This is a genomic window from Qipengyuania sp. MTN3-11 (assembly GCF_042851825.1).
Lineage (GTDB): Bacteria > Pseudomonadota > Alphaproteobacteria > Sphingomonadales > Sphingomonadaceae > Qipengyuania.
The window spans coordinates 184,109-197,431 of record NZ_BTGM01000003.1 but is presented as its reverse complement, the minus strand read 5'-3'; the positions used below and the strand labels follow the sequence as shown (position 1 = coordinate 197,431).

General features: G+C 62.3%; 10 protein-coding genes. 4 read left to right on the top strand and 6 right to left on the bottom strand.

The features are described from left to right. Positions 1–171, top strand: a complete 171-nt coding sequence (locus tag ACGHN1_RS11825; RefSeq protein WP_390551058.1) for a CsbD family protein — start codon at positions 1–3, stop codon at positions 169–171. Between the two features lie 62 nt (positions 172–233). On the opposite strand, the gene ACGHN1_RS11820 is transcribed toward ACGHN1_RS11825, so the two are convergent. Then, positions 234–1,922 (bottom strand): thiamine pyrophosphate-binding protein, encoded by a 1,689-nt coding sequence (locus tag ACGHN1_RS11820; protein WP_390551057.1) that lies wholly within the window; start codon positions 1,920–1,922, stop codon positions 234–236. Between the two features lie 149 nt (positions 1,923–2,071). Between ACGHN1_RS11820 and ACGHN1_RS11815 the strand changes: the two genes are divergently transcribed. Continuing rightward, positions 2,072–2,263, top strand: coding sequence for a hypothetical protein (locus ACGHN1_RS11815; RefSeq protein ID WP_390551056.1), 192 nt, complete (start codon positions 2,072–2,074; stop codon positions 2,261–2,263). Here ACGHN1_RS11815 and ACGHN1_RS11810 read toward each other — a convergent pair. Next, positions 2,253–3,575 carry an MFS transporter gene (locus ACGHN1_RS11810; RefSeq protein WP_390551055.1) on the bottom strand — a complete coding sequence of 441 codons (1,323 nt, stop codon included), beginning with the start codon at positions 3,573–3,575 and terminating at the stop codon, positions 2,253–2,255. The genes ACGHN1_RS11815 and ACGHN1_RS11810 overlap by 11 nt on opposite strands. 116 nt (positions 3,576–3,691) lie before the next feature. Between ACGHN1_RS11810 and pgsA the strand changes: the two genes are divergently transcribed. Then, positions 3,692–4,300, top strand: coding sequence for a CDP-diacylglycerol--glycerol-3-phosphate 3-phosphatidyltransferase (pgsA, locus tag ACGHN1_RS11805; protein WP_390551054.1), 609 nt, complete (start codon positions 3,692–3,694; stop codon positions 4,298–4,300). Positions 4,301–4,504: 204 nt separating this feature from the next. Here the strand turns inward: pgsA and ACGHN1_RS11800 are convergent, their stop codons facing one another. From ACGHN1_RS11800 to rnd, 3 genes are all read right to left on the bottom strand, one after another. Then, positions 4,505–6,790, bottom strand: coding sequence for an EAL domain-containing protein (locus ACGHN1_RS11800; protein WP_390551053.1), 2,286 nt, complete (start codon positions 6,788–6,790; stop codon positions 4,505–4,507). A 231-nt stretch (positions 6,791–7,021) separates the two neighbouring features. Further along, positions 7,022–7,918 (bottom strand): hydrogen peroxide-inducible genes activator, encoded by an 897-nt coding sequence (locus ACGHN1_RS11795; RefSeq protein WP_390551052.1) that lies wholly within the window; start codon positions 7,916–7,918, stop codon positions 7,022–7,024. Continuing rightward, a complete protein-coding gene (rnd, locus tag ACGHN1_RS11790; RefSeq protein ID WP_390551051.1) occupies positions 7,915–9,114 on the bottom strand; it encodes a ribonuclease D in 1,200 nt (399 codons plus the stop codon). The genes ACGHN1_RS11795 and rnd overlap by 4 nt, the downstream gene beginning before the upstream one ends. Positions 9,115–9,276: 162 nt before the next feature. On the opposite strand from rnd, the gene aspS reads away from it, so the two are divergent. Then, positions 9,277–11,142 carry an aspartate--tRNA ligase gene (aspS, locus tag ACGHN1_RS11785; protein ID WP_390551050.1) on the top strand — a complete coding sequence of 622 codons (1,866 nt, stop codon included), beginning with the start codon at positions 9,277–9,279 and terminating at the stop codon, positions 11,140–11,142. Positions 11,143–11,209: 67 nt separating this feature from the next. On the opposite strand, the gene ACGHN1_RS11780 is transcribed toward aspS, so the two are convergent. Then, on the bottom strand, positions 11,210–13,201 hold the full coding sequence (locus ACGHN1_RS11780; protein ID WP_390551049.1) for a serine hydrolase domain-containing protein: 1,992 nt from the start codon (positions 13,199–13,201) through the stop codon (positions 11,210–11,212). Positions 13,202–13,323: the final 122 nt, after the last annotated feature.

The window sequence follows — 13,323 nt, the reverse complement described above, 5'->3', positions numbered from 1 at the left end:
ATGGGTGAACTCACCGACAAGATCAAAGGCAATGCCAACGAAGCCGCAGGCAAGCTCAAGCAGCAATCGGGCAATCCCGGCACCCGCGCCGAGGGCCAGGCTCAGGAAGCCAAAGGCAAGGGCCAGCAACTCCGCGGCGAGGTGAAGGGAAAGTTGGGCGACGACATCTGAACTAACCACGGAAATATTGTTGAAGAGGGCCGTTCCGTCTTGGGGCGGCCCTTTTCTTTGCATCAGTGCTTCTTCCCGGCGCCACGCAGGCCGGAAACCGTGGTGCCACTGGCGGCAAGCTGCTCGATGTCTATCCGACAATGAATGAGGCGCAGGCCCATTCGTCCAACAGCCCCTGACAGCGCGTCCCGGAACTCCTCGGTTGTTGTTGCGGTTGTCGACCAACCGCCGAACGCCTTACCAAGTTTCGCAAAATCCGGATTGTTCAGCTGAGTGGCGCTGACACGCTCCGGAAATTCGCGCTCCTGGTGCATTCGGATCGTCCCGTAGGCGGAATTGTCGACGACGATGACGATCATGTCGCAGCCATGTTGAACGGCGCTGGCCAGTTCCTGGCCATTCATCAGGAAGTCGCCGTCGCCGGCCACCGCGACGACGGTTCTTTCAGGATATCGCAGTGCCGCGGCGACTGCCGCCGGAACACCGAAACCCATTGCTCCGGCAGTGGGGGCCAGCTGAGAAGGATAGCCCTCGTACCGCCAGTAGCGGTGCCACCAGCCGGAAAAATTGCCCGCACCGTTGCAGATGATCGTGTCGGCTGGGAGCGTGTCGCGCATGAATTGCACGCAGGCCGCCAGGTCGAGCGGGTACTTGTTGTCGGGGCGGGCGGTGGCCCAGTCGTCCCATTCCGCATGGGCGACGGCACCGGCATCGAACGGGATGACATCACCCTCGTCCCAGAGCGCAGCGCTTTCGGCGAACTCATCCGTGCTGGCGCAGATCGCCAGATCGGTTCGATAGACCCGGTTTAGTTCTTCGGGATCGGGGTGCACATGGATCAGCCGGCAATCGCGGCTCACCGGCGGGGGCAGGGTGTAACCATCCGTGGTCGCTTCGCCGAGCCGCGCACCGACCGCCAGGACCAGGTCCGCGTTGCGCACCCTCTCCACGAGTTTGGGATTGGGTCCGTACCCCAGATTGCCGGCATAGACCGAACTTGCGGGGCTGATCGCGTCCTGCCTGCGAAAAGCGGTGGCGACCGGGAGGCCGATACGTTCTGCGAACAGCTGGAAATGCGCGCGTGCCTTCGCATTCCACCCAGCTCCGCCGACGATCGCCACGGGACTCGCCGCGTCGCCGATCATCGCCATCAGCGCAAGCATCGTGTCGGGGCAGGGGGCTTGTGCGGGCCGCTCGATCCGGGGGCGCGGCGTGCCCTCGACATCCTCGCCGAGCATGTCTTCCGGCAATGCCAGCACCACCGGCCCCGGGCGTCCGGAAATGGCGGTCGCATAGGCGCGTGCGATATATTCCGGAATGCGCGCTGCGCTGTCGATCCGCGCCGCCCATTTGCAGGCCGGACCGAAGAAAGCGGCGAAATCGAGCTCCTGGAAACCTTCGCGGTCGCGCATCTGCGAATCGACGTCGCCGACGAACAGGATCATCGGTTGCGAATCCTGCATCGCGACGTGGACGCCGATGCTCGCGTTGGTAGCGCCGGGTCCGCGGGTCACGAAGCAGACGCCGGGACGCTGTGTCATCGCCCCGTCCGCACAGGCCATGAAGGCTGCGCCGCCTTCCTGACGACAGGTGACGACATTGATGTGCGTTTCGCCATGGAGAGCGTCAAGAACCGGCAGGAAACTCTCCCCCGGCACCGTGAAGATGCGGTCGCAGCCCTGTTCGATCAGGCAGTCGACGAGCAGGCGGGCGGCATTGGGAGTTGGGCGGGAGGTGCGATGCGGTGCCATATTGTAAGCGCCTAATCGCGTGGTGGACCCGTGGCAATCGGGGGTTCGGGTTTCGCGTGAGCAGTCGGGATGTGCATGACCGTCTCGCAACGCGACACCTCACGATTGCGCCGGAGCCCGATGGTTAGTAGTTCGTTAAGACCATTGCCATGAGACGATCCCTGACCCTGACCGATGAAGCCGCGCGGCACCCGTTCCGCGCCAGCCTTCCACCGCATGTCCGTCACGAAAGCGTCGCTGCATACGACAACGCGGTTTGGCGGGTGAGTGCACGGGATGTGCGCGGTGTGGTCACCACCTATTTTGCGTGTCTCGCGGCGGTGCTCGCGTTTATCCTTTAGCGGCGGCGGCCACCGCTTCGCGCTCCACGACGAGCAACTTCCGGCCGAGCCAGGCCGATACCAGGCACATGGCGGCGCTGAGCAGCAATTGCTCGGTCACGGACACCCCGGCCATGCTCAGGCCCATAGCCAGCAACGAGCCGCCGACCATCGCGCCCGAATTGACGATGTTGTTGGCCGCGATGACGCGGGCCGCCTGATCGGGCCGCGCGCGCGTGGTCAGAAAGGCGTAGAGCGGCACGACGAACATGCCCCCCGCCACTGCGATACCAAGGAGGCACAGCAGCAGCACGCTTGCCATCGGCCAGGCGAGGAATTCCATCACGCCGAGCAGTTCCATGGGCTGGTCGGCCTGCCACATGAGACACACGACATAGAAGGCCACCACGAACAGCCCCATCGCCACCACGGATTCGGGTGCGTAACGAGCCGATACCTTGCCCTTCAGAAGCGCGTTGATCGACACCGACCCGATAGCCACGCCGATCGAGAACACCACCAGGAACAGGCTCGCCACTTCCTTGGAGGCCATGATCACGTTCTTGGCCAGCGGTGGAAACTGGATGAACAGCACCGCGCCGATCGTCCAGAAAAAGCTGATCGCGAGGATGGCATAGTAGATTTCGCGATTGTGCATCGTGTCGCGCACGAGTTTGATCGAGGCGCGCAGGATGTGCCAGTCGAGCTTCTCCGCCTCGCCCAAAGGCGGGGCGGGTGGAACCTGGCGACTGACCAGATATCCCACGATCGAGGTGCCGATGATTCCGACGGCGGCATATTCGACCGGGATGATTCCGCCCAGGATGGTGCCGGCGAGAATGGCGATGTAGGTTCCCGCCTCGACCAGGCCGGTGCCCGCGAGCACCTCTTCGCGCTTCAAATGCTGGGGCAGGATCGCGTATTTGATCGGGCCGAGAAAGGTCGACTGCACCCCGGTAAGGAACAGCGCGAACAGCAGCAGCGGAATCGCGAGCGAATGCGTTCCGATCCCGCGCCAGGCGAGATAGAGCCCCACCGCGCCGACCACCATCAGGCCGATCTCGCACATCTTGACGGTGCGGATGATCCGCGCCTTGTCGCGCATGTCGGCAAGCTGCCCCGCGAGCGCGGAGAGAATGAAGAAAGGCAGGATGAACAGGCCCGAGGCAATCGCGCTGAAGGTGCCCTCGGTGCTCTCGTCGTTGTAGACGGAGTAGACCACGAACAGGACCATCGCGGTCTTGTAGAGATTGTCGTTGAAGGCGTTCAGCAATTGGGTGCAGAACAGCGGCAGGAAGCGCCGGCGGCGCAGCAGATGCGTCGTTGTGGTCATGGACCCCCGGCTGGCAACCAATCCGTGCTTCCCCTGTAGAGCCATCGGCCCGGCGGACAAGGAAAGACTGCACCTTTTTCGTCGCTGCGATTGCAGCTAGGGCTCGGAGGATAGCCATGCTGACGCTGCCAAATCTCCTCACCCTGTCGCGGATATTCGCGGTGCCCTTCCTCGGCTTTCTGTTGTGGTGGCCGGGCTGGAATGCGGGCTATGCCATGGCGTTCGTGCTCTATTGCGTGATCGCCTTCACCGACTACCTCGATGGCTATCTCGCCCGCTCGCGTGGAATGGTAAGCCGGCTCGGGCAGTTCCTCGATCCGATCGCCGACAAGATCATGGTCGCTGCGGTGATCCTGATCCTCACGGCCCAGGGTTATCTGCGCGGGCCCTACGTCGGCGATGCGCATGTGATCGCCGGTCTGGTGATCCTGATCCGGGAGATCGCGGTTTCCGGCCTCCGCGAATTTCTCGGTGGCACGCAGGTGTCGGTCCCGGTCAGCAAGCTGGCGAAATGGAAAACGACGTTTCAGCTGGTGGCGCTTGGTGCGCTTATTCTCGGCGGTGCGGTGCACGGACCCCCGCCGGTCTCGATCGAGGATGCTTCGCGCCCACTGGCCGAGCAATGGATCCATGTCACCGGCCTCGCGAGCCTTTGGGCAGCCGCGATACTGACCTGCATCACTGGCTGGGATTATCTGCGGGTGGGACTCAAACACATGGATTGAGCTGTCGTTGCCACCTGCGGCATCGTAAAACCCGCGAAAACCCACGTGTCTGCAGATAAAAGAAAGGCCCCGAAGACGGGGCCTTTCGAAACTCGAGGGTGATCAGCGGCGTCTCGGAAACAGCCATTCCCAAATGTCCCACATCGCGCGTCTCCTTTGTGGTGGAGACTACGAACTACATTAACCATGGTTGTTAGTAAAGCATTAACCATAGGAGTGCTGGAACATCTTGCCCTTCGGGATGTCGAGGGTGGCCACGAAGTGGGAGATCCATTGGGGTTTCGCGATGAAATATCCCTGCCCGACCTTGCAGCCGAGCTCTCTCAAAAGGCGGTACGTTTCGACATCCTCGATACCTTCGGCCACGCTGTTCACGCCTATTCCCTCGCAAATACCGAGCACACCCTCCGCGATGGAGCGGGCCATCTTCGAGCGCGCGAGATCCTTGACGAACATTCGGTCGATCTTCACTTCCTCGAACGGCAATCTGTGCAAGACTTCGAGGTTTGCGCTGCCGACACCGAAATCGTCGAGAGAGAAGCGGATATTTCGATTCCGCAACCGGTCCATGATCTGCTCCGCTATCCTGAAGTCCTCAATGCGGGCGGTTTCCGTGATTTCGAGTTTCAGCCGAGAGGGATCGATTCCGTGCCTTTCGATCCCATCCTCGACGATCCTCGCGATGCGGTCGTCGACGAACTGGACGGCCGAGACGTTCACCGAAATCGAGAGATCGTGACCACGGTTCTGAAGCAGCCGGGAGGTGTCCATGCTCCTGTCCATGATCCGCTTGGTCAGATCGTCCAGGCGGCCCATCTGCTCGCATTGGGAAATGAAGCTCGATGGCGGTATTTCGCGCCCGTCCGTGTCCTGCCATCTTGCCAGAGCTTCGGCGCCGACGATTTCACCGTTGCCGAGTGCCACTTGAGGCTGGAGCTTGATCTTGATCCGGTCCTGCGCGAGGGCCTCCGCCAGCCGGGCTGTGAGAGAATGGTCCCAATCGTCACCGGGGTTAGCGGAGGACGAGATGATGAAAACCGGGCGAAACGCCTCGCGTGCTTGATCGGCAGCGGAGATCGCAGAACTCAGCCGATGCTCTATCGAGGCCTCGAACGAGAAATCCGCGCCTATGGTGATGGCGACGTCTAGCGATCGACCTTCCACCGATACCGGCTGGGACGCGATGGCCCTGAGGCCTGCAAGATGGGCCTGGTTCTCCGTCGTCCCGACATTTTTCGTGAGGAAGGCGAAGTATTTTCCGTCGTCGAAATATATCTTCGCAGTCTGATCGGTGAGACCCAGCCTCTTTGCGATATGCTGGAGATAGAGGCGTTTTTCCCGCAGCGAGAGCCCGGCGAAGATCGCATCGAGCCGCAAAATCTTAACTGCGACGATGCCCGCCGTCGCATGACTGCTGTCCGCTTCCAGGTCGCGCCGTAAAGCGAGGAAGTTCGGCGCTTTGGTGACGGGGTCCACGAACATATGACGCGTTCGATAGTTCGCGATACCCCGCATACCGCCGTAAATCGCGAATATGAGCGTCGTATCGGCGAAGTAACCCCGCAATCCAAATATGGCGAAGAGAACGATCGCGGCACAAAACGCGAAGGTCCATGCGAAATAGAAGGCGCGGCGGTGCCGCCGGCGACGGGCGAAACGCAATGCCGCCAGGAGAGCGACGCCGTTCAAGAGGACGAGTATCCATCCGGAGATGATTAGCCCCCCTCCGCGATCGAGAGTTTCCGCTGCAAGGATGTGGGCCACCGAGGTCGTGTCGTAGCCGTTTTTCCCGATACGAACTTCGTCGCTGAGAAATTTGGTGCCGATGACGAAGGTCCTGTTCTCGGCATCCATCGTGGCCAGCTCAGTGCTCAATTCTTCCCTCGACAATCGGGGGATGGACTTGGCCTCGATCGAGGTGTCGATCGCAACTTTGTCGAGACGGGTGTCCCTGCTGGCAAGTCCGAAGCTCAGCGTCTTTCGACGATCGTCCCCGTAGCGGGGGAACTCCCAAACATAGCCGAGAAAATCCAGTTCGTAGCTACTGTCGAGCGTCTTCAGCCGGTCGGTGAAAAAAGGATCCGATCCGCCTGCAGCAGCAGTCGGCCGTTCGTCACTCACCCCGGGGTGCGCCACGGTTATCCTGTCCGGGTTGGATCGAAGAAGCGCACGCAATCGCTGGTCGGATGCAGCGGAGCTGCTGCGGTTGAGGGGCAGGTTGACGAAGATCCTTCCGACGTCCTGCGCGAGGAGCCGCTCGATCGCGTCCGACAGCGATCGATTGAATTGGCCGGTATCGTCATCGCGAACACGATCCATCTCGACCAGAACGATGTCGCCGCTCGCCTCTCTTTCGACGATTTTAGACTGCAGCGCCCAGATGGCGATATCCAAAGGCTTCATCAATGCGATCGCGCTGGCGAACAGCGCCAGCACGATTGCAATGGTCGCGTGCCTCGCACGCTCGCTCTGGATGAGCCTGAAAAACAAGAGGATTTTGCCCTATCTATCCTGTCGTTCGGACATTAGGGACGAAGCGTAAAAACAGAGTTAGTGACGCTCGCCATGCAAGCGCGGCAGTTTCATCGGTTGCGGATGGAAGATGCTGATAGCAAGGTGTTTTCCTGAACATGTTCGCGGGCGGGGCAGGGGAATTTAATCTTACCGGAGCGCTGGCACCCATTCGCTGTGCCGCGTCCGCGACATCGGCGGATCGATCCTTCAGCCCGCGCGCAATTCCTCGGCCAGCAGTTCAAAATCCTGGCCGCGAGGAGAATTCTTGCGCCAGATCAGGGCGATCTCTCGGCTTGCATGTTTGGCCTTGAGCGGACGCGCGACCACATCCGTTTCATGCAGAATGCCCGCATCGATCGCCATTTGCGGCAGCATGGTCAGCCCCAGGCCATTGTCGACCATCTGGACCAAGGTGTGAAGGCTCGTGCCGATCATCGTCGCCGAGCCCTTCAGTTCGGGACGATTGCAGGCGGCAAGGGCATGGTCGCGCAGGCAATGGCCGTCTTCCAGCAGCAGCAGCCTCCCATCCTCGATCATGCTCGGGGGGACGCTTTCCGGCGGATCGCGAGGATCGTTCTTGGGAAAGGCGACGTGGATCGGGTCGTCGGCGATATGGGCCTGCTCGACTTCGCCGGTGGCAAAGGGGAGGGCGAGGAGTACGCAGTCGACCCGGCCGTGATGCAAGGATTCCACTGCATCGTGGCTCGTTTCCTCGCGGATCAGAAGGCTGAGATCGGGGCGCTCCCGCTTCAGTCGCGGCAGCATCCGGGGCAGCATGAAGGGCGCGATTGTCGGGATCACGCTCATCCGCAACTGCCCCGCCAGCGGTTTGCCGGCCGCCTTGACGATATCGGAAAGTTCCTCCGCCTCGCGAAGAAGCCGATGAGCCTTGTCGACCACCTGATTGCCGAGCGCGGTGAAGCGGACGACCCGACGACTGCGTTCGACCAGCGTCACGCCGAGGAGCGATTCCAGTTCGCGGATACCGGCGGAAAGTGTCGATTGCGACACGAAGCTTGCCTCAGCCGCGCGTCCGAAATGGCCGTGCTCGTGCAGCGCCACGAGATATTGCAGCTGCTTGATGGTGGGGAGGTAGGTGCTCACCCGGTCACCGATGCCTCCTGCTCGGTCTTCTGGTCGTCGATATGGGTCATGGCGAGCCTGCCGTTCCTGACCGCGAAACCGGTGCGCCCTTCCACGAGTTCGAGCGCGTCCTTCCCGAAGACTTCGTAACGCCAGCCTTCGAGCACCGGCAGGTCGCGCACCCCGGCGGCGAGCGCCTCCATCTCGTCGGCCCTGGTCAGCAGGCGGCTGGCGACGTCGATCTCGCGAGCACGTATCTTGAGCAGCAGCTTGAGCAGGTCGGCCACCAGCGCCCCCTCCTTGCCCAGCGGCGCGCCACGCTTGATCTTGGGCGGCATCTCCGCCTTGTCGAGCGGCTCGGCCTTCTCGATCACCTTCATCAACCGCTTGCCGATGTCGTTGTCCTTCCAGGCGTTGGAAAGACCGCGGACCTTGGCGAGATCGGCCTGGGTCTTGGGCGGATGGCCGGCGATGTCGGCCAGGGTCTCGTCCCGCATGATCCGGCCGCGCGGAATGTTCTTGTGCTGCGCCTCGCCCTCGCGCCAGGCGGCGAGCGACTTCAGGCGGCCGAGAACCTGGGCGTTGCGGCCGGGCGAGCGGATGCGCTTCCACGCTTCTCCGGCATTGTTGGCGTAATTGGCCGGATCGGCGAGCTTTTCCATTTCGGCGTTGAGCCAAGCCCCGCGCCCGGTCTTCACCAGCCGGTCCAGGATCTTGGGAAAGATCTTCGCCAGATAGGTGACGTCGCCGATCGCGTATTCGATCTGTCGCTCGGTCAGAGGGCGGCGGCTCCAGTCGGTGAAACGCGCACCCTTGTCGATCGTCTTGTTGAGCCAGCTCTCGACGAGGTTGGCATAGCCGATCTGTTCCGACTGGCTGATCGCCATCATCGCGATCTGGGTGTCGAAGATGGGGTGCGGGGTCTTGCCGGTGAAATTGTAGACGATCTCCACATCCTGTCCGCCGGCGTGGAAGACCTTGAGGACCTCCTCGTTGTCGCAAAGCAGGTTCCACAGCGGCGTCAGGTCGATGCCGTCTGCCAGCGGGTCGATCGCAGCAGCTTCCTTCTCGTCGCCGATCTGGACCAGGCAAAGCTCGGGCCAATAGGTGTTCTCGCGCATGAATTCGGTGTCGACGGCGACGAATTCGGCGTTCGCCAGGCGGTCGCAAAGCGCGGCCAGCGTTTCGGTATCGGTGATCAGATCGTGAATTTTCATGCCCGTCTATTCCATTGTCGGACGGAGTACCGTCCCCGGCAGCGCCTTCGCCTTGACAAAGATGCGGCCATGCCCTGTTAGCGCGCGCGTTTTGCGGCTAGGGGCCGCGCTGCTCGCGGCGCGCCCTTAGCGCCATACTCTCGAAATTGGAAAGACTTCCAGATGCACGCCTATCGTACCCACAATTGCGCCGCGCTCACCAAGAAGGATGTCGGCGAGACGGTCCGCCTGTCGGGCTGGGTGCACAACAAGCGCGATCATGGCGGCGTCCTGTTCGTCGACCTGCGCGATCACTACGGCATTACCCAGGTGGTTGCCGACAGCGACAGCGATGCCCTGCCGATGCTGGAAAAGGTTCGCCTTGAGTCCGTGGTAACCATCGATGGCGTGGTGAAGGCCCGCGACGAAGCAGCGGTAAACCCCAATCTGCCGACTGGCGCGATCGAGGTCTTCGCGCGCGCGGTCGAGGTGCAGAGCCGAGCGGAGGATCTGCCGCTCATCGTCAATTCGGCGGAGGATTACCCGGAAGAGGTGCGCCTGAAGTACCGGTTCATCGATCTCAGGCGCGAGCGGGTCCACGCCAACATCATGCTGCGAAATCGCGTGATAACGTCGCTTCGCAACCGGATGATTGCGCAGGGTTTCTCCGAATTTCAGACGCCCATCCTCGGCGCTTCGAGCCCCGAAGGCGCGCGCGACTATCTGGTCCCCAGCCGGCTCCACCCGGGCCGCTTCTACGCGCTCCCGCAAGCGCCGCAGATGTTCAAGCAGCTCCTGATGGTGGCGGGGTTCGACCGCTATTTTCAGATCGCCCCCTGCTTCCGCGACGAGGACCTGCGCGCAGACCGCAGCCCGGAATTCTACCAGCTCGATTTCGAGATGAGTTTCGTCACCCAGGAGGACGTGTTCCAGGCGATCGAACCGGTGCTCGCAGGGGTGTTCGAGGAGTTCGCGAACGGCAAGAGCGTCACGCCGGCGGGCGAGTTTCCGCGCATCCCCTATGCCGAGGCGATGCTGAAATACGGCAGCGACAAGCCCGATCTGCGCAATCCGCTGGAGATCAGCGATGTCACCGGGCATTTCGAGACGAGCGGCTTCGGCCTGTTCGAGAAGATCGTCGGCGGTGGGGGCAGGGTGCGGGTGATCCCCGCGCCAAACACGCACGAAAAGAGCCGCAAGTTCTTCGACGACATGAACGACTGGGCGCGCAAGGAAGGTTTTGCGGGCCTAGGTTACGTCACCAGAAAAGCCTTCGAGTTCGGCGGCCCGATCGCCAAGAACCACGGCGCCGAGGGGATGGAAAAGCTCTACGCCGAACTCGGCCTCGGCGAGAACGACGGGCTATTCTTCGCAGCGGGCAAGGAGAAGGACGCGGCGAAGCTGGCAGGCGCCGCGCGCACCCGAGTGGCCGAAGAACTCGATCTTATCGAGAAGGATTGCTTCAAGTTCTGCTGGATCGTCGATTTTCCGATGTTCGAGTGGGACGAGGATCTCAAGAAGGTCGATTTCAGCCACAACCCCTTCTCGATGCCGCAGGGCGAGATGGAAGCGCTGGACAGCAAAGACCCACTCGACATCCTCGCCTGGCAGTACGACATCGTCTGCAACGGCTATGAGCTTTCCTCCGGCGCGATCCGGAACCACCGGCCGGACATCATGTACAAGGCTTTCGAAATCGCGGGCTATTCGCAAGCGGAAGTCGACGCGAACTTCTCCGGCATGATCGAGGCGTTCAAGCTCGGCGCTCCGCCGCACGGCGGCTCGGCCCCGGGCATCGATCGTATCGTCATGCTGCTCGCCGATGAGCCGAACATCCGCGAGGTCATCGCCTTCCCGCTCAACCAGCGCGCGCAGGATCTGATGATGGGCGCGCCGAGCGTGGTCGAGGCGAAGCAGCTGCGCGACGTCCACATCCAGCTGACCCCCAAGGCGCGCGAAGCGGTCGAGAATGCGTCCGGTGCCGAGGCGACCGATATGAACAGCAACGCCACGGACCGGGACCAATCACCCGATGCGGACGAAGGCTGAACAGCAATAAGGGGCGCGGCTCGCTCCGCGCCCCCGTTGGGTCCCTTATCTCCGCGAAAACAATATCTCAGTCGGTATCCTCGAGAAAAACATATTCGTGCTGCGCGTCGTTGAGGATCAGCGCACGCTTGCCATCGCGTTCGGCGATGACAAGCGGCAGTCCGAACATGCCAGGCGTGGTCATGACGATGGAATGGGTTCCGTCCTCGTTTGCCATGGTTCCGAGCGCTGTCCGGCCGGATGTCATCGTGCCGTAGGTCATCTCGCCCTCGCGGGTAATCGTCAGCGGGCCAAGCTCGGGATTGGCGTATCGCGGGGCCAGACCCGCGAGAACTTCCGGGTCGCCGTTCTCGCTGATCATCTCGCGGGACTTGGCGCGGGCCTCGGCACCGAGGCTGACGGCGGCAGCCAGGTTTTCCGCAGCTTCTGCCTTCCCGTCGTAGATGATTTCCATCAGCTTGCGCTCGAACAGTCCGAGCAGGGTCTGCCCGGTGTCCGAATTGGTCAGCAAGACCGCACCGATGCGGTCTTCGGGAATGAACCAGAAATTGCTCTTGTAGCCCAGCAGGCTGCCGCCATGCGAATACACCGCCTTGCCGAGGCCGGTGCTTTCCATCAGCCCCATCCCGTACCATGAGTTGTCGCCGGTGGGGACATAGCGCTGACGCCGCTTGAGCAGGCTGTCTTCGGAAACAAGCCTTCCCCCATCGGCAAGTGCACCGCGGTCGAGCTCGTTCAGCGTGTAAAGCGCCATGTCGTGCGCGGTCGACCAGGCTCCGCCCGCGGGTCGGTAGGGGTAGACCATACTGTTCCAGTCCATCGGCGCTTCCTCGACGGGCCCGGCGTAGCCGCGCGAATGGGGACGAGCCCAGTTCTCGGCCATCGCTTCGGAAAAGTCGAAGGTCGTCCGCGTCATGCCCAGCGGTTCGAAAATCCGCTCTTCCATCGCACTGTCGAAGGCTGCGCCCAGTTCCATCTCGGGATGGACCAGATGGCCGCCGATGTAGCCCGCCGCGCTGGCCATCAGATTGTTATACTGGAATACCTCGCCAAATCCGCTGGTCGGTTCCGTCGCGGCGAGCTGGACGAAAGTGTCGCTGGCGGGCGTGGCGGCGCTGGTGTTCATCACCCACTGCATGTCCTTGCGCGGCAGCCCGGTGCAGGCGCAGATCAGGTGTTCGATCAGCACGCTGTCGGTCGTCGCCTCGCTGCCCAGGCGAAACTCCGGATACACCTCGGTGACCTTCTGATCCCATGCGAGCGCCCCGTCGTCGACCAGCGTGGCGAGCAGCAGCGTGGCCATGCCCTTGGTATTGGAGGCAATCATAAAGGAGGTGTTCTCGTTGACGGCCTCGGTTCCGCCCAGCTCCGTAACGCCGAGGCCGCCTTCCCAGACGATCTCGCCGTCCTCGATCAGCGCGAGGCCGACGCCGGGAACCTCCAGCCCGGCCATCGCCTGCTCGACAAAACCTGTGAGTTCCGCGACGCGAGCGGGTGTCAGCGCGTTCGCTTCCTTGCCGGCGAAGCTTTCTTTCTGAAAATCCGCAGGGTGGAGCGAGCCGAAAGCCTGGCCGAGTTGCGCCCCGCGCTTGGCGACGGTGCTCACCGCGCCGCGCAAAAGTATCACGGTCCACTCCTCTCCCTTGCGCAGCGCGATCGCCTGCAAAGCGAGCTTTTCCGCCGGCGAAGTGTCGTAGGAGACCACGGTGTTCGCTTCCCACCCGTCCCGCGCGGGCGGGTCCTGCGCGATCAGCACTTTGCGGTCGAAGCTCGGGTCGAACTTGGCCCAGGCGCGTTCCACGGCCTCGGCCCCGCTGCTCGCCCCCGTCACCGGAACGACTGCCGCGGTGGCATCGCCCTCCGGAGCAGTGAAGACCAGCAAGTCTCCGCGGCGCTCTTGCGCCCAGCCGGGGACCGGGGCCATCACCGCACCGGTGCCGGTCTCGATGACTTCGGCTTCGCTTGGCTGCGAGACCGTCGCCGGTGCTTCCTGGGCCAGCACCGAAAGAGGCGATGCGGTGGCCAGCATCAGCGCGACGAAGCGTGCGAATCTTTTCATAAGAAACCTCCCGATTCGATATTCATCCAAGCTATCGCGCGCTCAGGATGTGTCAAGAGCTCTTTACAGCAAAACCCTCTCCGATCTTGCCAGCGCAGCCCCTTGCGCATGCGCCTCCCGTT